This window comes from Sphingomonas sp. UYAg733 (genome assembly GCF_054057355.1).
The window spans coordinates 679,918-700,151 of sequence record NZ_JBSRZE010000001.1; the positions used below are offsets into that span (position 1 = coordinate 679,918).

The 20,234-nt window shown below is 65.1% G+C and carries 22 protein-coding genes; 9 read left to right on the top strand and 13 right to left on the bottom strand.

The features are described from left to right. The first annotated feature begins 22 nt into the window (after window positions 1-22). From ACVWZA_RS03460 to ACVWZA_RS03470, 3 genes are all read left to right on the top strand, one after another. Window positions 23-664 (top strand): TetR/AcrR family transcriptional regulator, encoded by a 642-nt coding sequence (locus tag ACVWZA_RS03460; protein ID WP_457309746.1) that lies wholly within the window; start codon window positions 23-25, stop codon window positions 662-664. A 76-nt stretch (window positions 665-740) separates the two neighbouring features. Continuing rightward, entirely contained in the window at window positions 741-1,640 is a 900-nt protein-coding gene (locus ACVWZA_RS03465) for an NAD(P)-dependent oxidoreductase (RefSeq protein ID WP_457309747.1), read from the top strand. 183 nt (window positions 1,641-1,823) lie between these two features. Then, window positions 1,824-2,252 (top strand): VOC family protein, encoded by a 429-nt coding sequence (locus ACVWZA_RS03470; RefSeq protein ID WP_457309748.1) that lies wholly within the window; start codon window positions 1,824-1,826, stop codon window positions 2,250-2,252. Window positions 2,253-2,429: 177 nt separating this feature from the next. On the opposite strand, the gene ACVWZA_RS03475 is transcribed toward ACVWZA_RS03470, so the two are convergent. Next, on the bottom strand, window positions 2,430-2,858 hold the full coding sequence (locus tag ACVWZA_RS03475; RefSeq protein WP_457309749.1) for a PaaI family thioesterase: 429 nt from the start codon (window positions 2,856-2,858) through the stop codon (window positions 2,430-2,432). 81 nt (window positions 2,859-2,939) lie between these two features. Here ACVWZA_RS03475 and ACVWZA_RS03480 point away from each other — a divergent pair, with 81 nt between their 5' ends. Further along, window positions 2,940-3,551 carry a DsbA family protein gene (locus ACVWZA_RS03480; RefSeq protein WP_457309750.1) on the top strand — a complete coding sequence of 204 codons (612 nt, stop codon included), beginning with the start codon at window positions 2,940-2,942 and terminating at the stop codon, window positions 3,549-3,551. A gap of 96 nt (window positions 3,552-3,647) precedes the next feature. On the opposite strand, the gene ACVWZA_RS03485 is transcribed toward ACVWZA_RS03480, so the two are convergent. From ACVWZA_RS03485 to ACVWZA_RS03495, 3 genes are all read right to left on the bottom strand, one after another. Next, entirely contained in the window at window positions 3,648-4,154 is a 507-nt protein-coding gene (locus ACVWZA_RS03485; protein ID WP_457309751.1) for a DinB family protein, read from the bottom strand. Between the two features lie 67 nt (window positions 4,155-4,221). Further along, entirely contained in the window at window positions 4,222-4,656 is a 435-nt protein-coding gene (locus ACVWZA_RS03490; protein ID WP_457309752.1) for a VOC family protein, read from the bottom strand. A gap of 6 nt (window positions 4,657-4,662) precedes the next feature. Continuing rightward, on the bottom strand, window positions 4,663-4,962 hold the full coding sequence (locus ACVWZA_RS03495) for an ArsR/SmtB family transcription factor (protein ID WP_457309753.1): 300 nt from the start codon (window positions 4,960-4,962) through the stop codon (window positions 4,663-4,665). Window positions 4,963-5,029: 67 nt separating this feature from the next. On the opposite strand from ACVWZA_RS03495, the gene ACVWZA_RS03500 reads away from it, so the two are divergent. After that, the gene (locus ACVWZA_RS03500; protein WP_457309754.1) at window positions 5,030-5,428 is read left to right on the top strand and encodes a RidA family protein; all 399 of its coding nucleotides are present in this window, start codon (window positions 5,030-5,032) and stop codon (window positions 5,426-5,428) included. An 82-nt stretch (window positions 5,429-5,510) separates the two neighbouring features. Here the strand turns inward: ACVWZA_RS03500 and ACVWZA_RS03505 are convergent, their stop codons facing one another. Then, a complete protein-coding gene (locus tag ACVWZA_RS03505; RefSeq protein ID WP_457309755.1) occupies window positions 5,511-6,440 on the bottom strand; it encodes a PhzF family phenazine biosynthesis protein in 930 nt (309 codons plus the stop codon). Window positions 6,441-6,693: 253 nt separating this feature from the next. On the opposite strand from ACVWZA_RS03505, the gene ACVWZA_RS03510 reads away from it, so the two are divergent. Then, the gene (locus ACVWZA_RS03510; protein WP_457310058.1) at window positions 6,694-7,971 is read left to right on the top strand and encodes an MFS transporter; all 1,278 of its coding nucleotides are present in this window, start codon (window positions 6,694-6,696) and stop codon (window positions 7,969-7,971) included. 162 nt (window positions 7,972-8,133) lie between these two features. Here the strand turns inward: ACVWZA_RS03510 and ACVWZA_RS03515 are convergent, their stop codons facing one another. Next, entirely contained in the window at window positions 8,134-9,231 is a 1,098-nt protein-coding gene (locus tag ACVWZA_RS03515) for an alpha/beta fold hydrolase (protein WP_457309756.1), read from the bottom strand. Window positions 9,232-9,713: 482 nt separating this feature from the next. Here ACVWZA_RS03515 and ACVWZA_RS03520 point away from each other — a divergent pair, with 482 nt between their 5' ends. Both ACVWZA_RS03520 and ACVWZA_RS03525 read left to right on the top strand, forming a co-directional pair. Then, window positions 9,714-10,796, top strand: a complete 1,083-nt coding sequence (locus ACVWZA_RS03520) for a GlxA family transcriptional regulator (protein WP_457309757.1) — start codon at window positions 9,714-9,716, stop codon at window positions 10,794-10,796. Further along, window positions 10,793-11,701 carry an EamA family transporter gene (locus ACVWZA_RS03525; protein ID WP_457309758.1) on the top strand — a complete coding sequence of 303 codons (909 nt, stop codon included), beginning with the start codon at window positions 10,793-10,795 and terminating at the stop codon, window positions 11,699-11,701. Before ACVWZA_RS03520 ends, ACVWZA_RS03525 begins: the two co-directional genes overlap by 4 nt. A 30-nt stretch (window positions 11,702-11,731) precedes the next feature. Here the strand turns inward: ACVWZA_RS03525 and ACVWZA_RS03530 are convergent, their stop codons facing one another. The 5 genes from ACVWZA_RS03530 to ACVWZA_RS03550 form a co-directional block, all read right to left on the bottom strand. After that, the gene (locus ACVWZA_RS03530; RefSeq protein WP_457309759.1) at window positions 11,732-12,355 is read right to left on the bottom strand and encodes a glutathione S-transferase family protein; all 624 of its coding nucleotides are present in this window, start codon (window positions 12,353-12,355) and stop codon (window positions 11,732-11,734) included. Window positions 12,356-12,359: 4 nt separating this feature from the next. Beyond that, the gene (locus tag ACVWZA_RS03535; RefSeq protein ID WP_457309760.1) at window positions 12,360-12,815 is read right to left on the bottom strand and encodes a GFA family protein; all 456 of its coding nucleotides are present in this window, start codon (window positions 12,813-12,815) and stop codon (window positions 12,360-12,362) included. Beyond that, window positions 12,812-13,642, bottom strand: coding sequence for a dienelactone hydrolase family protein (locus tag ACVWZA_RS03540; RefSeq protein WP_457309761.1), 831 nt, complete (start codon window positions 13,640-13,642; stop codon window positions 12,812-12,814). Before ACVWZA_RS03540 ends, ACVWZA_RS03535 begins: the two co-directional genes overlap by 4 nt. A 192-nt stretch (window positions 13,643-13,834) precedes the next feature. After that, window positions 13,835-14,287, bottom strand: a complete 453-nt coding sequence (locus tag ACVWZA_RS03545) for an ester cyclase (protein ID WP_457309762.1) — start codon at window positions 14,285-14,287, stop codon at window positions 13,835-13,837. 2 nt (window positions 14,288-14,289) lie between these two features. After that, window positions 14,290-16,686, bottom strand: coding sequence for a TonB-dependent receptor (locus ACVWZA_RS03550; protein ID WP_457309763.1), 2,397 nt, complete (start codon window positions 16,684-16,686; stop codon window positions 14,290-14,292). Window positions 16,687-17,084: 398 nt separating this feature from the next. Between ACVWZA_RS03550 and ACVWZA_RS03555 the strand changes: the two genes are divergently transcribed. Further along, window positions 17,085-17,918 carry a thioesterase family protein gene (locus ACVWZA_RS03555; RefSeq protein WP_457309764.1) on the top strand — a complete coding sequence of 278 codons (834 nt, stop codon included), beginning with the start codon at window positions 17,085-17,087 and terminating at the stop codon, window positions 17,916-17,918. Window positions 17,919-18,154: 236 nt separating this feature from the next. On the opposite strand, the gene ACVWZA_RS03560 is transcribed toward ACVWZA_RS03555, so the two are convergent. Together ACVWZA_RS03560 and ACVWZA_RS03565 are read right to left on the bottom strand one after the other, a co-directional pair. Then, on the bottom strand, window positions 18,155-18,730 hold the full coding sequence (locus tag ACVWZA_RS03560; RefSeq protein WP_457309765.1) for a DUF2165 family protein: 576 nt from the start codon (window positions 18,728-18,730) through the stop codon (window positions 18,155-18,157). Next, window positions 18,727-20,184: an MFS transporter gene (locus ACVWZA_RS03565; RefSeq protein WP_457309766.1), complete on the bottom strand. Its 1,458-nt coding sequence runs from the start codon at window positions 20,182-20,184 to the stop codon at window positions 18,727-18,729. The genes ACVWZA_RS03560 and ACVWZA_RS03565 overlap by 4 nt, the downstream gene beginning before the upstream one ends. Window positions 20,185-20,234 lie beyond the last annotated feature (50 nt).

Here is a 20,234-nt window from a genome sequence, read left to right on the forward strand (position 1 = left end):
AATGACGAACGGAAACTGACAGATGAGATACTCTCCAGAGCACAAGGCTGCCTCGCGCGACGCCCTCGTCCGCGCGGCAGCGTGCGTCATCCGCGAGAAGGGCTATGATGGCGTTGGCGTCGATCAGCTTGCCCAGGCGGCCGGGCTCACCTCCGGCAGCTTCTACAAGCACTTCGACACCAAGGCGCAGGTGCTGCTCGAGGTCGCCCGCGCTGGGATCGACCGCGTCGCTAGGCGGGTCCGAAACCTGCGTGGTTCGCCGACGGTCGATCCGGTCGGGGGATGGGTAAACGACTTCGCATCTTTGCATACGTCGCCGGAGCATCTTCGTGAGACCGGGCGGGGATGCAACCTGCCGGCGCTGACCCCGGTGGTGGCGCGGGCCGATGACGCGGTGAAGGACGCGTATCAACAGAGCGTGCAGCGCGCGGTCGACGCGATGCTCGAGGAGGCTCCGCTGCAGGGCGAAGGGGATGGGCGCGCCCGCGCGCTGGCGATGCTCGCGCTCCTTGCCGGGGGCGCCAACATGGCGCGCGCGGTCCTCGATAAGGGGCTATCAGCCGAGATCGCGGAGGCGGTGCGGAGGGCCTGCGTGATGATCGCCGGCGCTCCACTCCCGGAAACGCCCCGCAGCGGTGTGGTGTGGACACCCGCCGACTACTGATGACAAGGAGACCTTTTTTGGATAGCAATCGTTATCCAATGCCGCTATCTGGGCATCCTTGCTGAGGAGCTTGCTGGTGGACGTCGCCTTCATCGGCCTGGGTCACATGGGTGAACCCATGGCCGCAAACCTTGTTGGCGCTGGCGTGCGCCTATCGGTGTGGAACCGCTCGGTCCCGGCGCGAGAGCGTATCGCGGCGCTCGGCGCGCGTGTGGAGGAGTCGGCGCGCGACGCGCTGAGGGGTTCCCCTACGACTCTGATGATGCTGGCGAACGAGGCGGCGGTGGACCATGTGCTTGAACGCGGCACTGTCGAGTTCGGGCACAATGTGGCGGGAAGGCTGATCGTCCACACGGGCACGACATCTCCCGACTTTTCGCTTGGTCTGGCGACCGAGATCCGGGAGGTCGGCGGCCGCTACGTGGAGGCCCCCGTGTCCGGCTCGCGCACGCCCGCCGAGCGTGGGGCGCTCGTGGGGATGGTGGCGGGCGACGCGGACGACGTGGAGTTCGTCCGCGATCTCATCAAGCCGATGTGCTCGGGCACTTTCGCGTGCGGCGCGGTGCCGAACGCCTTGTCGATGAAGCTCGCCGTCAACCTGTTCCTCATCACCATGGTCACGGGCCTGATGGAGGCGGCGCACTTCGCGGCGAACAGTGGCCTCGACCTTGAGTTGTTCCGCTCCATCGTCGATGCCGGACCGATGGCGAGCGACGTGTCGCGCGTGAAGCTGGACAAGCTGGTCCGCAGCGACCTTTCGGCCCAGGCCGGGCTTTCGGACGTTCTCATGAACAACGGGCTGATCGCACAGGCGGCGCGTGCCGCCTCGATCGCGACGCCACTGCTCGACCAGTCTCACCAGCTGTTTGCGGAGGCAGAGGCAGCGGGGCTCGGCGCCGTTGACATGATTGGCGTGATCGGGGCGCTGGAGCTTCTGACGAACGCCCAGCGCTGCATGCCGACAGGACATGCATGACCGATGCACACGCTACTACCCGCCGGGTGACAACTTGCTCGTATTGCTCGCGCTGGACCGCACTCGTCGGAAACCGACATCTACTGGTCTAGGTCGTGAACCCATAAACGACCGCTATTGGCGCACGGGCTGAGCAGCCGACATTGAGTGGAAAGGCGTCGTTCACTCCCTTAATGGGGTAGCATGACAAGCAATCAGAACTGGCTCGTGGACCACACCGGTATTGGTGTTTCGGATATCCATTCCTCTGCGGCATTCTATCAAGCGGCACTTAGGCCGCTGGGGGCTAAGCCACTCGTGTGTATTTCGCGCGAAATGGGCACATCGTCGCTCGATGACCCTAATCTCGGCGGCGTCGGCTTCGGCGTGGATTATCCAGTTTTCTGGGTGGACGTATTCCACGCGCATGGCCTGCGCCAACACACGGCATTCAGGGCGGTCAGCCGCGAGCAGGTCGATGCCTTTCACAAGGCTGCCCTAGAAGCGGGGGGAAAGGAAAATGGCGCCCCTGGTCTGCGAACCGGTGGCTATCCGGAAGGCTACTACGCGGCTTTCATTTTCGATCCAGACGGCAACAACGTAGAGGCGGTCTTCCGCGAGGACGCCGGTTGAGGCAGCGGCAAGTCGCTGATGTCCGCTTTTGGGCCGCTTTCCGACAGGCCGCTTTTCATGAGTCTACGACCTAGCTAGTCCATGGATCGACCATGCCGTCCGCGTAAAGCACCATCCCGCGAGGCGAGCGCGTCGTGCTCGTATGCAGGATCGAGCGATCCCTAGGCGCGACGCGGCTCAGCTTCGCCGCCTCACGATCTTGAAGATTGCAGACGCTCCGGCGATCGCTTCTCCGTCGGCGAGTATCTCCGCCGCGCCGTAGGCGAGAGAGCCGCCCACGCGTTGCGGAATTGTGCGGACCTCGACCCACTGCGGCGGCTTCGCCGAGCTCAGATAATCGACCGAAAGGTGGATTGTGAGCAATCTGTCCGCAGCTTTAGCCTTCGCCGCGCAGGCAATCCCCATCGCGTTATCGGCCAATGCTGACAGCACGCCGCCATGCAGAATGCCGCGAGCGTTGCAATGAGCATCTCGCACGTGGAAACCGATCGAGAATCCATCGGATGACCTCTTGGAAAACAGCGGTTCCCATGGGTCGGTCGCCGGACTCTGGCGAAAGTGGCGTTCGAAGCCTTCTGGCACACTGTCTTCAGCCTGGTCGTCCATGTCGCCCTCCTTGTCGTTTTGGATAGCGATCGTTACCCTAACCGACTAGCCTCCCTATGCAAGTCGGAGAAAGGTTTGGATATGCCGGCCGACGAATTTGCCCCGATCGAGTTTTGGTTCGACCTGAGTTCGCCCTATGCATACTTCGCCTCCCTCCGGATCGGCGAGATCGCTGGTCGGCATGGCCGATTCGTAGTCTGGCGGCCATTCCTGCTTGGCTTGATGTTCAGGGTTACCGGGAATGCGCCACTCACCGAGCAACCGCTGAAAGGCGACTATGCGCGTCGCGACTGGGAGCGGATGGCGCGGATGGAGGGCGTCCCTTTCGTCATGCGGTCGGATTTCCCGCTCCGCACCCAGGTGCCCGCGCGCATGATCCTCGCGACTCGCGAGACCAGCGGCGAGAGCTCTGCGGGTGCCCTCGCGAAGGCACTGCTGGCGTCGCTCTTCGCGGACGGACTGGACATCTCCGACCCGGCGACCGCCGCGGACGTCGGCGCGAGAGTCGGGTTGGATCCCGCCGCGCTTACCGCGGCCGCAGGTGACGACGCCTGGAGAAGCGCGCTACGTCGGCAGTGCGACGAGGCCGGCTCCCGAGGCATCTTCGGCTCGCCTTGGATCGTCGTCGACGGGGAGCCATTCTGGGGAGCGGACCGGCTGCCGATGGTCGAGCGGTGGCTTTCCAGCGCCTGAATCGCTCGCCACGCCTCGCTTGTCCGGGGGATTGTTATTGAATATCGAATCGTTACCCAATGACAGCAGGCGCGTCAATTGGCGGGCTCTCTGCGATCAGCGCTGGCTCATCCAGTCGTCACGGATGAACACGGGGTAGTCGTTGGCTGGCATCTCCGCCGGGATCTGACACATCATGTCGCTCACGAGGCCGCGGTGGTATGTGCCGTGGTTGACGACGTGGATCAGAATGTCCTCGCGCGACATCGCGCCCTCGCCGCCGCCGATGAATCTGAAATGGACGACCTCGGAGAAGGCGTGGTCGTCGAGGCCGTCGGCGTAGGCCCTATACCAGTGGTCCATCTCAAGCTGACGGCGGCGTATGTCCGCCACCGGTGGCCGCTCGGCCGTGTTGCGCAACGTGTAGGCGTGCGAGACGCCCGTCAAATGGCAACGGAAGATGTCGTCGACCACGAGAACGTGCGACAGGGTGTAGGCGATGCTTTCCCACCTAGTGGCTCGCTCACGCACGGCCTCGCCCGGCGGAAGCGCCTGAACAGCGCTGAAGATCAGTTCATTGGCCCATGCCTTGTAGGCCAGCATCTTCTTCAGCAGTTCGCGCATTGTTCGTCACCTTCGACTAGCGTGTCGTTCGAGCCTCGTCAGCGCGGCCAGGAACACCAACTGCATTTCACGCGGGCCGGTCTCGCCGACCTGTCGGCGCAGCAGCTTGCTCGGTCCTGCAGACGACGTGCAGCTTGTTTCCGTCTGGGTCCCGGACGTAGGCGCCGAAGTATGCCGGACCATATCTCGGACGCGGGCCTGGCGCCCCATCGTCGGTCCCGCCGCATCGAAGCGCCTCGTCGTAGGCCAACACGACACAATCCGGACTGTCGGCGAGAAAAGCCACCATGGAGCCATTTCCACAAGTGCTACGCTCGCCGTCTAGGGGCGTGTAGGCGTAAAAAAGAGGTAGCGCCTGCGCCGGGTCGTGCCAGCATAATGCCTGCGGTCCGCCATCCGGCGTCACCCTGCGTTGCACAAGACCGAGTGGCGCGAGCAGGCCGTCGTAGAAGCGCCCTGCTCGATCCAAGTCGCTGACTCCAACGGTGACATGGCTGAACACGAGCGCTCAGATCCCATCGATGATCGCGCCGAGCGCCTTGAGGCGCGTGGCGTCGCGACGGTAGAACGTCCACTGCTTGATGCGCTTGCCCGTCACTAGGCCGCTGGCCTGAAGGACGCGCATGTGTTCACTCAGCGTCGACGCATTTATCCCGAGCTTCTCCGCGATCAGTTGGCCGCACACGCCATCCTCGACGAGGTCTCCATCCCGTTGCGGCGCAAAGTGCGCGGTCGGATCCTTGAGCCAACCGAGGATCCGCAGGCGACGCTCGTTCCCGAGCGCTCGAAAGAGTTCGGCATCCGTCATGTCGTTGAATTGCCAATCGACGAAATAAATGTCAACTTGTTAGGATCAATTTATACTGGAGGTTGCCATGTCACGGTCGTCGAGCATCGAAGGACTTTCCGTCCCTGGGCCGGGGGCGATGGGCCCCTATTCGGACATCACCAGAATTGGGGAACTTCTGTTTCTCTCTGGACGGATCGGTATCGCCAGCGGCGGTGCGGCGCTCGTGACAGGCGGCATTGCCGCGCAAACGAAGCAGGCGCTGGCGAACATCGCTGAGGTCTTGGCGCTGGTCGGAGGTTGTCTCGACGACGTCGTCAAGGCCAACGTCTATCTGACCGACATGGCCGACTTCGCCGTGATGAACGAAATATATGGCGGCGCCTTTGGTGAACGGAAACCTTCCCGGACTACGGTCGGGGTCGCAGCTTTGCCGATGGGGGCGCTGGTCGAGATCGAGGCGATTGCAGCCGCTAAGCGGCCCTGATGTCAATCCGCCAGGGTCGTGTCCCAGGTGCAGGTGCGGCTGGTCAGAGGGGGCGTGGGTCCGTAAATCGACGGGGAAAACTCTATTTCGCGTGCGGCTTGGCATCGACCGAAATTCGGAGCGTGCTTTCGAGGATGGTTACTGCCTCCCCCGACAGGAGCACTCGGGGGTTGGCGACCCTGCAGGTGAAATCGGCTCCCCGCTCTGGTGAGGCCTGGTGGAAGCGGATCATATCCTTCCCGAGCCGATCTGCCATGATCGGAGCCAGGATGCAGTGGAAGGACCCCGTGGCGGCGTCCTCGGGTATGCCGTAGCCAGGTGCAAAGAACCGGTCGATTACGTCGTATGGCTCCGCACCGTCCGTAGCCGCTGCAACCCCCACGTTCCCCTGTCCGCCGTAAGCCAGCGATACGGTGCGCAGTGCGTCCAGATCTGGACGGACGGCTCGCACCGCACTCGGGGAATCCAGGATCGCGATGAGGTATGGACCGGCCCAGACCTCGACAGGCTCTGCACCGAGCGCTGTGGTCAGCGCCGGCGGTGGAGCGATCTTCTGCGCATGCTGAGCTGGCATGTCGAGCTCAAGGCGGTCAGCCGTCTTGGCCACCCCGATGCGCCCAGATGCAGTGTCGAACTCGATCAGGTCTGTCGACAGTCTGATTTCGTTGAAAAGTGCGTGTGCTGCGGCAAGCGTTGCATGGCCGCAAAGCGGCACCTCAACCGATGCGGTGAACCACCGGAGCGAGAAGCGGAAGTCGGTGTCGCCACGCACGATGAAGGCGGTGGCGCCGGCGTGGTTCTCGGTGGCGAGCCGCTGCATCCAGGCGTCGGAAGGCCATTCGGAAAGGGGTTCTAGAACGCACGCCGGGTTTCCACCGAACGCTCGATTGGTAAACGCGTCGATCGTCCACTGGCGCATCGTCAACTCCCGGTCATGGTGTGAGCCATGATCGGATGCATTGGTTGGCGGTGGCAGCGCCGGAGCGGACAAGTTTCGGGTCAGGTTCGCCATCACCAGAGTGACTTTGGAGTGTTTCCGTGGGCGTCTGGCTACTTGGCGAGAAAGCCCCGATCGATGTCTCATGTGACACTGGGTGATCCGAGGCGGTTCGGGCAAAACTCGGCGGTTGCTGGGGAGACTACCGCGTGATGCCCGATTCTGCAGACCGGGCACAGTTGCCCGATTGGTGCCGGCCCGTCGGCCCGCTGCAAAACCAGCTCGCTGGACCCGCGCCATGCGGTTCGTCCCTGACGCTCAGCGCGTGATGGCCGGTGCCGCACCGCGCCCTTCACGGGGTCCACATTACGCATTCGTGATCCTTGCGGTGACGTTCGTGTCCCTGCTCGCGGCGGCTGGGCTTCGCGCCGCGCCGGGGGTGCTACTCGTCCCTCTGCAGATATGGTTCGGGTGGGACCGTTCGATCGTCGCCGCCGGCGCCGGTCTCGGAATACTCGTGAACGGTCTCGTCGGCCCGTTTGCTGGCGCGCTGATGCAGAGATACGGCATAAAGCGCGTTCTGCTTTCCGGCCTCGCGCTCATGGCTGTGGCGACGGGTGCCAGCCTCGGAATGACGGAGCCGTGGCAGTATTTTCTGGCCTGGGGCCTTGTCTCTGGAGTGGGAAGCGGCGCGGTGGCCGGAGTGCTCGCGGCGACCGTCGTGAACAGGTGGTTTGCACGACGCCAGGGTCTTATGATGGGGCTTCTCACCGCGAGCACCGCGACTGGCTCGCTCATCTTCCTGCCGGCGATGGCCGGGCTCGCCGAAGCCGGCGATTGGAGGCCTGTCGTCCGGCTCGTCACGTGCGTGATGCTCATCCTGCTGCCGGTCGCATGGCTGCTGATGCGCGAGCGGCCGCAGGCTCTGGGTCTGGGGCGCTACGGCGCCGAGCCGGACGAGGTGCCTCCGGCGTCGCTCGCGGCCACTCGTCCCTTCGCAGCCGTCGAGGAACTGGCGCGAGCGGGTAGGGAGAAGACCTTCTGGCTGCTTTTCGTCGCCTTCTTCGTGTGCGGCTTCACTACCAATGGGCTTGTTGGGACTCACCTGATCGCGTTCTGCGGTGACCAGGGGATCGCCCCCGTGCAGGCTGCGGGGTGGCTCGCGTTTATGGGCGTGTTCGACATCGCCGGAGCGACGGCATCGGGTTGGCTGAGCGATCGCTACGATCCCAAGAAGCTGCTTGTCGCCTATTTCGGCTTGAGGGGCCTCTCGCTCCTGGCACTCCCGGCGATCTCGTTGGACGGCTTCGGCCTCTCTGCGTTCCTGGTGCTCTTCGGTTTGGACTGGATTGCCACGGTGCCGCCGACCCTGAAGATCGTGAACGCCCATTTCGGTCAGTCGCGGGCGCCGATCGTCTACGGTTGGATCTTCACGGGCCATCAGGCGGGAGCGGCGGCGGCCGCGTTCGGTGCCGGCATGGTCCGCGACATCGCTGGTGACTACGGCCCCGCGTTCCTCATGGGAGGCGTGATGGCCTTGGCGGTGGCCCTTGTGTTTGCCTTCTCGTCGGGGCGTCGCGCTGTTAGCGGGCAGGTCGCGGTCTAGCTTTTCAGCAGTTCCACCGCGTCTGTATCCTCCCAACCTGTCCGGTCGAAAGTCGGCCCGCCCCTAGGCGTTGCTGGTCAGTTGGGGAGCCGAGGATCGTGAGGTGACCGGTCGCGGTGAAGCGCGGTGCCTCGATGGAAGGCCGTGCAGGCCGCTTCGCGCCTATCGGCGCGAAGTTGCCATGGCGAGGACCTCGTCGATTGCGGCCAGCACGACATCGGGTTGGTCGAAATGGATGTAGTGGGACGAGCCCGAGACCATTCGCTGCAGTCCGCGGGTGGAGAGGGCGGCGGTCTGCCTGTGCAGCAGGATGCCCTGCTCGGTGCCCAAGAGGTCGAGCGGGTCGGATGAGGCGGGCTCGACGTGTGTTAGGACGACCATAGGCAGACGGCGGAAGACGCCGGGTCGGAACAGGCGTGCGTAGACCCCGTCGGAAACGTCGGTCCCGTAGACGCTGTTGACGATCTCCGACGCCTGTGCGGATTGATACTTGGATGTCCCCATCAGCGTCGCCCGCTCGGCGGCAACTGCCTTGTCCAGCTGCGGCCGGTCCGGGTCGGTGCACCGCCGATACGGAATGGAGCCGGCCTCGAACCCCTTCTCGCGGGCGGCGGCGGCGCAATCCCGGAAGCGCGTGATGAGCCTGCCGAGGAAAGCCTGGTCGAGCAGCTCCGACCTCGCGCTGAGGACTGAACCGTATTTCCGGGTGATCACAACCCTGGTCCGGTCCCAGGAGCGTTCCTCCGAAGGGTCGATCAGCACGAGGCCGGCGACGTCGCCGGGATGGAGTGCTGTGTAGAGCTTGACGTTGAAACCTCCGAGCGAGTGGCCGACCAGGACGATCGGCCCCTTCCATGCGGATGCCTGAATGAGCGCGTGGAGGTCCTCCGCGATTGCGGCTGGTGTCCGGGGTCCGGAATCCGCATCGCTGAGACCTAGGCCCGCGCGATCGTAGGAGCAGGCACGGGCTCGCGAGGCGATCCTTGGCTGAATCGTGCTCCAGATCGACGACCAGTCGCTACCGCCCGCGTCGAGGAGCACGGTTACGGGCCCGTCACCCATGCAGACGACGTGGAGCGATCGCCCCGGAGCGACTTCCACGCTGCTGCTTACGGCCGGGCGCGACGTGGTCGTCGATTGGCCCGCCGCGGCGGCGTGGGATGGGGTGGAATAGACGAGGAGCAGCACCGCCAGGGCGATCGCGGCAAGGCCGGCGACCGCGAGGATTATGATCAGAATTCTTCTCACCTGGATCTCCATATTGGCGTGTCCTCGCCGGACCAGTCGGTCGTTTGCCGGACTCCCGTCCGATGCTGCGGAAGTCGACGGGTCGGCGTGGAACGGTGGCTCGGTGCGACCCCTGCCTGAGGACAGTTCAGGTGGCCGTTCCATTTCGTGATCAAGCGCGACTCGGTGCAGCTCGGCCAGCGTCGATCTCGCCACATTCGATGGCATTTTCGCCATCATGTTTGGCGAGATATCCCCGATATTAGACATATTGGCCACTTCGGTGTCATTGGGACGCGGTGTATCCGTATTGCGGTCGCTGGTCGCGGGCGTCGCGCCGTGCGGCCTATGCAGCAGGTCTGGGTCGACCGCGGACACGGGCCGAGCGGAAGCCCGGTTTTGAGGGAGTTTCGTCAGTGAGAACCAGGCCAGCCAAGGTGGTGCAGATGGCGCGGTCGGCTGGGGGGCGAAGGGCGGCGGCGCTTGCACTGCGCCCCACCTCCGACGACGGCTCGATGGCCAAGCGGTTCGCTTCCCAGGAGGGGCACGGGCGGGATGTCGCGGGACCCGATGCGATGCTGTCGGTCACGGTTGTCATCTTGCTCGGAGCGCTCGCCTCGAGCGTCGCCATCACCATCGACGTGCTCGCAATGGCGAACCAGGTCTGTCTCAACGCTGGAAGGCCTCCAGCGTTCTCGGTTCGCCTCGAGGGCTCCGGCGCGCACCTATTCAGGCCATTCCTCGCCGCGCCAGAGGGCGCCCATGGTGATCCCGAAGTGTTGATCGTGCCGGCTCAGGGGTTCTCCAAGGCGGCGCGCTATGTCGACCGCCTGGCCGAGGGCGACGCTCAGGAGGCGCGCTCCGTGATCCTGAGCGCCGCCCGGGCCGGCGCCCATGTCGCGAGCTCGTGCACGGGCACCTTGCTTGTCGCGAGCAGCGGAGTCCTCGACAATAGGAAGGCGACGACTGCCTGGTGGCTGGCTCCCGCCTTCCGCGAGCTCTTCCCCGCGGTGCGGTTGGACACGGCCGAGCTCGTTCTGTCGGATGGCCTGTTCACGACCGCCGGTGCGGCGATGGCGCAGATGGACCTCATGGTCGGTCTGATCGCGCGCTATGCCGGCGCCGAGATCGCGGAGGGCTGCACGCGCACGATGCTCCTGGACGAGCGCCGGTCGCAGGTGCCCTACATGGCGATCGGACTGCTTGCGGCCTCGAGCGAGGGTGTGGCGCGCGCCGCCGCCTGGGCGCGACCGCGCCTAGGCCAGGGGGTCGGGGTCGCGGACCTGGCGCGAGCCGCCGGCCAGTCCCCTCGGACTTTTTCGAGACGGGTGACATCCGCGACCGGGTTGTCGCCGATCCAGTTCCTCCAGCAGCTGAGGGTCGAGCGGGCCGTGGAACTCATCGAGTCCACCGCGCTGCCCTTCGAGGAAATCGCCTACCAGGTGGGTTATTCCGACCCGTCGACGCTTCGGGGTCTAATCCGCCGGGGTTCGGGCCTCGGCCCGCGAGATCTGCGCGCGAGAGCGCGCTCGGCAGTGTCCAGGCCGCTACCACCGCCCCCCGGGGTGGGTTTGCGATCCGCTGAGCTTCACGGGTGAGTGGCGAGCGCCTGCCGGCGCGCGACATTGCGCTGATAGCGGTCGTGGTCCTGGTCTGGGCCTCGAACTTCATAGTGGTGAGGTGGGGTCTCGATCGGATGGCCCCCCTGGCACTGTGTGCCTGGCGGTTCGCGCTCTCGTTCTTTCCGGTCTGCCTCTTCCTTCCACCGCCGCGCGAGCGTTGGCGGCTACTGGTCGCATTCGGCGTGGTCACGGGATTAGGGCAGTTCGGGTTGCTCTTCGTCGCCATGCGCGACCAGATCAGCCCGGCGATCGCCGCGGTCGTCGTGCAGACGCAGGCGTTCTTCAATATCGCGCTCGCCGCTATCGTGCTTGGCGAGCGCGTGCGGACCGCGCAGGTCGTCGGCTGTGTCATTGCGGCGTCCGGCCTAGTCGTCATCGGGATGGCGGCCGGTGCGTCCGCGACGACCATTGGCATCGTGCTGACCCTGTTGGCCGGGCTCTCTTGGGCCTGCTGCAACGTCATGATGCGCCGCGCGAGCTACGATGGTGACCTCGCCGCCTTCATGGTCTGGATGAGTCCGTTCGCCGCGCTGCCCCTCGCGGCGCTATCGCTCGTGACCGAGGGTCCCGCGGCGCTCGTCCAGCCCATCCGCGTCTTCGACGCAGCCACGGTCGGCATCGTGGCCTGGCAGGCCTACGCCAACACCATTTTCGGATACGCCGTCTGGAACCGGCTCATCCGGACGCACGGGCTCGCCCGTATCGCGCCGCTGACGCTGCTGGTTCCCGTCGTGGCGATGGGCATGGCGGTCATGCTGCTTTCCGAGCAGCTGGATTTGGCCGAGGTCGCCGCCGCCGGCCTGATCATCGCGGGCGTGGTCATTCCGCAGTGGCGAACCGCCGCTATGCGCGCAGACGCCGCTGGCGAATCCGGCAGGTGAGCACCGCGCCGCCTTAGTCGGCGGCTCAGGTCACGGCAGTTCAGCGGTCACAAGGCCTGCGCATGAGGGACGGCATGCCAGCTCCCGGACGTAGCGCTCTATGTTGCCCAGTCGGGGCCGTTCGATCGGGGTGTGGAGCCACCGGTGGGCCGACAGGCCAAGAATGATGTCTGCCAGGGTGAAGGAAGGGCCGGCCGCGAACGGCCCGGCGACAGCCAGGTGCGCATCGAGGGTTTGCATCATCGTGTTCCATGCGGCTGTGCCGCGCTGGACCTGAGCCCCGTCGTCGAACCTGGCGTCTTGGCGGACGAGCCACATGAACGGATAGCGCCAGGCGGCGTTGAGGTCGCCTGCTCCCCAGTCCATCCACTTCTCCACCTTCGCCCGCTCGACCGCGGACGCGGGAAGAAGGTCCTCGCGGCCGTGCCGGTTGGCGAGATACCGGCAGATCGTGTTGGACTCCCAAAGTGGTCCGGCATCGTCGATCCAGACCGGGATCAGCCCGTTGGGGTTTATCCTTTTGAAGTCCACGTCCTGGGTCGGGGCCACCGGCGTGCCCCATTCCACCTCGTGAGCGTAGCGTATGCCGATCTCTGCGGCGGTCCACATCACCTTACGCATGTTGATCGAAGAGGTTCGTCCAAGAAGTTGCATGGCCCTATCTCAGTAACGCAAGCCATTCGGCGGCGTCAGTGGGCTGGTTGGCCAGAGCCGGGACCCCCTCGGGCAGCTCGACCCACGACTGCTTGCTGCTGGTCCATATGTGGACCGCCGGGTCGAGCCCGGTGGTGTCGTCGAGCGAGCCACCCCTGAGCATGACGAAGCCCGGCCGGGCGGGGCTCACGGTGAATATGCGGCAGAGGCAGGACGGGCAGAAGTGAACGACCGCCGGAGGCGCATCTCCACGCTTCGGCTCGACGGTGATCGTATCGCCCGACAGCTCGAACGTCTCAGCGGCCACTGGGAGCGTCACGATGAAGGAGCTTCCGCTGCGCTTTTGGCAATCCGTGCAGTGGCACACGTAGCAGCGGTCGAGGCGCCCGAGCGCCTTGTAGGAGAGTTCGCCGCAAAGGCACCTTCCGGTGAGCGGTTGTAGCTGAAGCTGTTCGGTCACGACCGCTCCTCCGTGCATGAGCGCTTGAGGAACTCGATGATCTCGTCGCGCGCGCGAATTGTCGGTTGGCCCTCGCCGTCGATCAGGTGCGCCGTGACGACGCTGTGCGGTGTCGGCACGTGGACCGCGTAGAACGATGGCGGTTCCTTGTGGGCGGCCTCATCCGGCAGCACATGCTCGACGAACCCGTCGCCGAGGGCTGCGGCATAGGCGGCGAACCGCTCCGCGCGGCAGAATGCGTCGCCCTTGAACCTGTAGGCCATCACCTTGCGGCCCTCTCGATCAAGTCGCTCCTTGATCTGCGAGAGCTCGTCCGCCGAGATCTCGAGGCCTGCGGGATTGTCGAGCGGCAGCGCCGGCTGGCAAAGCACCGGCGCGAGCACTGCAGGCTCGAGCATCATCGTCAGGGCGAAGTTCCCGGTGAAGCACATGCCCACGGTGCCGACGCCGGCGCCACCGCATTCGGAGAACGCGTGCCGGGCGAGTGCCATGAGCCACTGGGTGACGGGGCTGGACGTTCCCCCACCACCCAGGGCGCGAAACTCCGCGCTCACGCACGCCCGTCGGAAGACCTCGGCACCGTGTTCGGCCGTGGGCTCCGCGCCGTCCGTGCCGAAGAGCGAGGGGAGCCAAACGGTCATGCCGGCGTCGCGAACCCAGCGCGCGAAGCGGAGGACGTGCGGCGTGATGCCAGGCATCTCCGCCATGACGATGACAGCTGGCCCGGAACCGGATCGCCACACCCTCTTGCCGATCCCGTCGAACGTGAGGCTCAGCTCCTCGAAGTCTTCCAGGGATCCGTCCTGCGCTGTCTCTACCTTTTCCATTCGCTGTGCTCCTCTGCGCCCGGCGGTGAGGGACGCGCTGAAAGTCGTTGGTGGGCGGGGCCTCGCGAGACCGGTCCGTTCGGGCGCCAGCGTGCGGGCGCCACGTCGCCGGTTAAAGGGATCACCGCGCCAAAATGCGGTGCGTTCTCGCCAGCGTGCCGGTGCGTCTGCGCGTCCACACGGACCGAAACGTCAGCTTGCCGTCGGGCCTTTGGGAGAAGTCCCTGCCAGACGATGGAAGAGCTCCAGGGCACTTCGCTCGACCCAGCACTCGGCCAGCCGCCCGTCCCTCACCGACCAGATCGCGATCCCGGTGAACTCGACTGGCTGACCGTCCGGCGCGAGCGAGAACATGCCGTTATTCGAACCCCGCGTTTTCCATCGCGACACGACCCTGCTGCCGGACTCGTCGGTGAGGACTTCGAGATGTTCGTTGGTGGCATCGCCGACCTGCCGCTGCATCTCGGCCACCCAAGCCTTGAACGCCTCCCGCCCCTCAATGACCTTGCCCGCGGTCGTTATCCGGTAGTCCTCGGTCATCAGTTCGTCGATCGCCTGCAGGTCGTGCGGCGGAGCCCACACCCTCCTGAAAAATTCGATGGCAAGTCGGCGTGCCGTCTGGGCCCCGGTCGGCTCCGGCTCCATGGTTAGAACTTTTGCCGGATGGTGACGCCGTAGGTCCGCGGCTGTCCGATGTTGTAGCCGAGCCGCGCTCTGCCGCCGCGCTCCCGGTCGAAGGACAGGAGCGCGTTCTCGTCCAACAGGTTGGACACCGACGCGACGATTTCCAATCCGCCCTGGGCCCGGGCGCCTACGCTCAGGTTCACAAGTTGATAGGCCGGCAATTGGAGGTCGAGGGTGGTCGATGCGGTCGCTGGCGCTCCTCCGTAGGGTAGTCCGGTCACGAACGTGCGCGGGTTGTTCTCCTGGTCGCTCGGCTGCGTGTAGCGGCTGCCGACATGCTGGAAGCTCGTCGTAACGAACCCAGTCCAATCGGCGTGGACCCGAAACTCGTAGGTGGCGTTGGCGGAGATCTGGAAGCGGGGCACGGTCGGCAGCCGGTTGCCGTCGCGGATGCCGGTGGTCGCCGCGAGCGCGCCGGGCAGCGTGGAGTCGAATTGCGACCTCAGGATTGTTCCATTGAGGCCGAGGTTTAGGCCACGCATCGGCCGCGCCCCGAGTTCGAACTCGATCCCCTGGCTGTGCGCCTTGGGCGTGTTGAACACGATCCGCGATGAGCAGGACCCGGCGTCGAGCGTGACCTGCAGGTTGCTGATGTCGGTGTAGAACGCGGCGGTGTTGAACGTGATCCCGCCGAACTGCGACTTGACCCCGAGCTCGTAGTTCCAGAGCGTCTCGTCCTTGTAGTTCTGAAATCCGCCGAACAGCTGCCGGTCACCCGCCGAGCACAGCGGCAAGTTGAGCGGGTCGTTCACGCCGCCCAGCCTAAAGCCCTTGGCAACCTGCGCGTTCACGCTCACGTTTCGCGCCGCCTTCCAGCTCAACAAAGCACGGGGGCTGAAGCCGCTCGAACGTGTCTCGTCCGATCGGTTGTCGAGATTGGTGAAAAGGCCGCCGCTCTTGAATGTCCGCGATTCCCTGAAGTCGTAGTAGCGACCTCCTGCCGTGAGCGTCAGCGACCCGAGGTCGTAACTCGCCTCACCGAATACGGCCTTCTGCTTGATCTTGAAGGGCTGCTCCGAATTGAACGGCGAGTTTGGCTCGAAGCCGTTGCGCAGGGACGCCGAGGTTCCCGCACCAAGCGCCGCATCGGTGGCGGCGTCGTAGCCGGGGGTGGGAAGCGTCTGGCGGTAGCGCCGGCCGATATCGGTATAGAAGGCGCCGATCACCCATTGGAACGGCCCGGCGCCGTCGGACGACAGGCGGATCTCCTGCGAGAAGGTCTTCAGATCCGTGGTGTCTCGGAGATCGGACGGCAACGCGATGGCGGTGGGCGCGAAGCCAAGGTCCACCGACACGGACCCGGTAAGTGCGCTGGCGTCGCGTGACACGAGCAGGTTCCGCTTGAGGTAGCTGGTTACGGTGGTGAGCTTGACGCCACCAAAGGCGAAGCTCCCGGTCAGGTCGGCGAGGAACGTCTCGTCGGCGAACCGCTCGTTGCGCAGCAAATACTGCTGGCGCTCCCCGAGCATGATCGCCGGTCTCGTTGTCGTGAACCTGTTCGCGAAGAGGTTGTATACGTCCTCGCGGTTGAAGCCGTCGGCCGTGACTTTCTGATAGACCACGCGTGGCGTGATCGAGATGTCGTCGGTCGGTTGCCACAAGAAAGCCAGCCGCCCCCCATATCTCTCGCCCTTGTTGACGTTGCGCTGCACGCCACCGCCCTCGCGCAAGGCGTCGACGAAGCCGCCGTAGCGCGTCCCGTAGCCGACGGCGCGGACCGCAAGCTGGCTCGAGAGCGGGATGTTGACCGCGCCCTTCAGCGAGCCGCCGAGCGAGCCGCCGTCGATGAGGTTGACGCTGCCCTCGATCTGGCCCTCGACACGTCGCGTGTTCGGCTGGTTCGTGATGTAGCGGATGGTCCCGCCCACCGAGCCGGAACCGAAGAGCGTCCCCTGCGGTCCGCGGAGCGTCTCGACGCGATTTAGGTCGAAGAGATCGAGGTCCGGCGTGAATAACGAGAGCGAGACCACGCTCTCGTCGAGATACACGCCCACCTGCTCCTTCACACCCGGCTGGTCGCGGACCACCTGTCCGGCCGACACGCCGCGGACCGAGATCTGGCTCTGGCCGGGACCGAGGTTCTGCACCGTCAGGCCTGCCACGTTGCGGGAAAGGTCCTCGAGCGTCACCGCGCCGGTCCGCTGGATGTCGGCCTGCGTCTGCGCGTTGATCGAGAAGGGGACGTCCTGGAGGGACTGCTCACGCTTCGAGGCGGTGACTATTATGTCCGCGGGCTCGTCGGTGGTCGGCTCCGCAACTGTCTGTGTCTGCGGTTGCGATTGCGCGCGCGCGGCTGCTGGCAGCAGCATGAGGCAGCAGCAGCTGAGAAGTGCCGCACGGCGGCCGACCCGGTATTCCATCCCATTCTCCCCTATCGCGCCCCGTTGGGACGCACCGCAACTCGCTGTCGCTTTGTACTCCGAGTTTCCGTGAGGAAGTTGCGGTTGTACCGGTGCCTCATCCAGTGGAGGGAATGACAATTTCCGGGGATGTTCCGCCATTCGCCCTTGGCTTGGATCTCGACGTCATGACCGACCGGCTCACGCGCCTACGGCGGCACGACGACGCGCACCAACGCTTCGATTGGAAGTCGGACGTCGGGGGAGAAATGGGAGCCCGCTATTCGGATCACGGGCGGCCGCGTGTGTGCCGTCGATCGAATATGCTATGTGTTTAACGCTCGATTGGCCGACAAGCCTAGTATCCTGTCCAACCACGCTCTTGCGTTGAAGCAGTCCGGCCCGGCATCCTCCGCTTTATGATCGAAAGCCGCCCCCCTCCCAGCGACCCCGATCTTGGCGCCGCCCCGCCGTTCATCCGAACCGGTCCGAGCAGCTACTTGGCACGACCCTCGGCGAGCGGGCCGTGGGCCGCCGGCTTCTGCCATGGTGGAGCACCCGCCGCGCTTGTCGCGCATTCGGCACGGGCGATTTCAACGCCGGTTCCCATGGAGGTGGCGCGCGTGACTGTGAACCTGATACGTCCTGTGCCCGTCGCCGAACTGCATGTCTCGGCGCGGGTGCTGCGCGAAGGCAGTAAGATCCAGCTGCTTGAAGTCGAGCTGCGGGCGGAGGGAATCCTCGTAACGAGGGGCGAAGTGCTGAGGGTCAAGCGCGGTGCGAGCGGGGACGCGGCTTGCTTACCGCCGCTCGATCTCCCGGGTCCGTCCTTCGGGTCCCGTACTCGGCCGCCCACGGGCGTGGGATTCTCGCGGCTCTTCGAGATGCTGGCCGTCCGTGGGACGTTCGAGACGCCCGGGCCCGCCTCAATCTGGTTCAGGATGCTTGGAGAGCTGGTGGCGGGCGAGGAGACCGATGCCGTAACGGCGACGCTGGCATGCGCCGATTTCGCGAACGGGATCGGGTCGGCGGTCTCCTTCGCGCAGTGGTCCTATCCGAACGCCGACCTTACGGTTTCCCTTGCGCGACAGCCTAGCGGTCCTTGGATCCTCCTCGACGCGGAGTGTTGGGTCGGGTCGGATGGGCGCGGAATGACACACGCGCGGATCGGCGATGCCGGTGGGTGGTTTGGGCGATCTCTCCAGACGACGCTGATCGAACGACGGGCGAAGGAGAGCGTCTCGGAACGATGACCTCGTGCCCAAGCGCTATGTCATGTGCCGTCTGCTCCCGGTTCGTCGACATGGGCGCCGGCTTACAATTTATTCTACGCCCGACTCAGAACGATACGATGACATCTGAGTCGCGTATACTCTCAATGGCTCAGTGAGGCCAACCCGCGCCACTTGGCATTCCGTGACTTCCGCGGGCGCGCTATCGACGCTGATCGTTACGTTGCCGCAGTGGCACACTGCCTCGCACATCGAGCTCATGTGCGTTGCCGTATCGCAGCGGCATCGCCGCTGGAAATTGGCGACGCGGGGAGGCTGCTAGGGCCAGCCCGGCTTGAACCAGAAGGCAGGTTTAGCACCAGCGCGCCCGCGAGCGTGGCCCCCAGCAATGCGAAGTGGGCGATCTGCACACTGTCCTGGCGGATATAGTAGACGAACCACGCGCCCCCGATCAGGAACACAAAGTCGAGCACCAGCAACGCTGCGAAAGCGAGGTTTCCACGGATCAGGGCATCCTCATATGCCAACTGATCCGCGATCGTGGAGCCAAGGCCAAAGGCAGCGTACATCATGAGTGCGAGCACTGCCGCCTCCAGCGCGACCACGGACCCATAGACGAGCCTATGCCACCGGGAAGCAACCACGCGGCGGGCAAGTAACGGCGTCTGTATTGCGGGTTCCTCGTCGAACGGCGCCATCGACATCATGGTGCCGACTGCAAATACGCCGTTCCGGAATGCCAAGACATTGTTGAGGACGATTACCGCGAGCCAAGTCGAGAAGCCAAGGACCAGGATCAACTTGAACGGCAGCAGTGTGGCGACGAACGTCATTTGAGGATCCCTTCGGAAATTGGGTCAGGACGCGACGCACGCGCAGTCCGACGCCGAGCGAGCAACATCGCCAGAACGAGTGCGGGTGCGGCGGCGAACGTGGTCGGCAGCCAGAAGGCGGCCAGGGTTCCGTCAGCGCCCGGGGACGCGATGCCGGCCATGTTGGCGACCACACCCGCAGCGGCCGCACCGAGAGCGGATGCGAGCAGCTGGACGGTGGTCACAGCGCCAGCCGCAAGCTCCTGCTCGCCCTCCGGAGCGGCTTTGAACACTGAGGTCACGAGATGCGGCCATGCGAAGCCGATGCCGAGGCCTACAATCACCAGGCCCACGCAGACCGGTCCGAGCACAAGCCAATCGCCGCCGCCGCGGTGTGGAAGGAATGCCGCGAGCAGCGCCAATCCGGCGAGGCATAGGGTGGGTCCCGCGATGATCGCGCTACGCGCCCTGTGCGTCGACCAGCCCGAGCTCAGAATTGATCCCAGCGTCCAGCCGATCGCCATCAGGGCGGCAAGATACCCCGCCAGAAGCGGAGACTGGCCATGCAGGACCTGCAAGAAATAGGGCACGTAGATTTCCGGCTGCATGCCGAGGACCAGAAGCCCTGCCGTCGCATACAGGGCACCCAGCGGGGTGGAGAAGGAGATGCCACCACGCGGCACCAACCTCGCCCTGGCGCGTGCCTCTACTACGATCAGGAGCACGAAGAGTAGTGCCGCCCCGATCACGCTGGAAACCGCTCCGAAGCTGGTCTTGGCCAAGCTGCCTGCGGAAAGCGTCAGAACGCTCGCCGTCAGTAGGGCCAGTTGCCATACCGGCACGGCCACCGACCCGTCGTCCCTCTTCCCGGCGTGCGGTAGCGACGTGAACGCCAAGCCTCCGAACAAGACGGCTAGTGGGATGAGGCTAAAGAATGCCCAGCGCCAGGCGCTCAGCTCAGCGAATATTCCGCCGATCGCCGGACCCGTGAGCGTGGATACGCCCCAAGTCGCCGAGATAAACCCGATGGCGCGCGACCACATGCGCTCGGGAAAGACGAGCCGGATGACGCCGTAGGCGAGCGCATACAGCAGCCCGCCGCCTAGTCCTTGGATGAAGCGGCCCGCCAGCAGCACTGGCATGGTCGGCGCAAGCGCGACGCCGAGAGTGCCGGCCACGAACGTCACCGCCGCCAGCGCGTATCCGTTGCGGGCACCAACGCCGTGGAGCAACTGCGTCGAAAGCGCAGCGGCGATGATGGAGGCGAGCACGAACAGCGTCGTACCCCAGGCGTAATAGTCGAAGCCGCCGATGTCCGCGACGATATCCGGCATTACCGTCGTCGCCACATATATGTTCACGGCATGCAACGCGACGCTACCTGCCAGGATCAGGGTGTAAATCGCGCGCCGCCCGCTGAACAGTTCAGCCCATCGGTTATCGGGCGTGCAGGGCGCGTGTTGCGCTGAAGACATATCATCCTCCTTGTGATGGCGTAGGGGGTGGCCGGCGACCACCGGGTCGG

Bases quoted from the DNA above. Each gene is read 5' to 3' on its own strand.
- ACVWZA_RS03505 (WP_457309755.1), bottom strand. From the start codon at position 6,440: ATGGCGAACCTGACCCGAAACTTGTCCGCTCCGGCGCTGCCACCGCCA.
- ACVWZA_RS03550 (WP_457309763.1), bottom strand. From the start codon at position 16,686: ATGGAATACCGGGTCGGCCGCCGTGCGGCACTTCTCAGCTGCTGCTGC.
- ACVWZA_RS03515 (WP_457309756.1), bottom strand. From the start codon at position 9,231: ATGGAGATCCAGGTGAGAAGAATTCTGATCATAATCCTCGCGGTCGCC.
- ACVWZA_RS03540 (WP_457309761.1), bottom strand. From the start codon at position 13,642: ATGGAAAAGGTAGAGACAGCGCAGGACGGATCCCTGGAAGACTTCGAG.
- ACVWZA_RS03545 (WP_457309762.1), bottom strand. From the start codon at position 14,287: ATGGAGCCGGAGCCGACCGGGGCCCAGACGGCACGCCGACTTGCCATC.
- ACVWZA_RS03560 (WP_457309765.1), bottom strand. From the start codon at position 18,730: ATGACGTTCGTCGCCACACTGCTGCCGTTCAAGTTGATCCTGGTCCTT.
- ACVWZA_RS03500 (WP_457309754.1), top strand. From the start codon at position 5,030: ATGTCACGGTCGTCGAGCATCGAAGGACTTTCCGTCCCTGGGCCGGGG.
- ACVWZA_RS03475 (WP_457309749.1), bottom strand. From the start codon at position 2,858: ATGGACGACCAGGCTGAAGACAGTGTGCCAGAAGGCTTCGAACGCCAC.
- ACVWZA_RS03460 (WP_457309746.1), top strand. From the start codon at position 23: ATGAGATACTCTCCAGAGCACAAGGCTGCCTCGCGCGACGCCCTCGTC.
- ACVWZA_RS03565 (WP_457309766.1), bottom strand. From the start codon at position 20,184: ATGTCTTCAGCGCAACACGCGCCCTGCACGCCCGATAACCGATGGGCT.
- ACVWZA_RS03555 (WP_457309764.1), top strand. From the start codon at position 17,085: ATGATCGAAAGCCGCCCCCCTCCCAGCGACCCCGATCTTGGCGCCGCC.
- ACVWZA_RS03485 (WP_457309751.1), bottom strand. From the start codon at position 4,154: ATGCGCGAACTGCTGAAGAAGATGCTGGCCTACAAGGCATGGGCCAAT.
- ACVWZA_RS03510 (WP_457310058.1), top strand. From the start codon at position 6,694: ATGGCCGGTGCCGCACCGCGCCCTTCACGGGGTCCACATTACGCATTC.
- ACVWZA_RS03520 (WP_457309757.1), top strand. From the start codon at position 9,714: ATGGCCAAGCGGTTCGCTTCCCAGGAGGGGCACGGGCGGGATGTCGCG.
- ACVWZA_RS03495 (WP_457309753.1), bottom strand. From the start codon at position 4,962: ATGACGGATGCCGAACTCTTTCGAGCGCTCGGGAACGAGCGTCGCCTG.
- ACVWZA_RS03470 (WP_457309748.1), top strand. From the start codon at position 1,824: ATGACAAGCAATCAGAACTGGCTCGTGGACCACACCGGTATTGGTGTT.
- ACVWZA_RS03480 (WP_457309750.1), top strand. From the start codon at position 2,940: ATGCCGGCCGACGAATTTGCCCCGATCGAGTTTTGGTTCGACCTGAGT.
- ACVWZA_RS03530 (WP_457309759.1), bottom strand. From the start codon at position 12,355: ATGCAACTTCTTGGACGAACCTCTTCGATCAACATGCGTAAGGTGATG.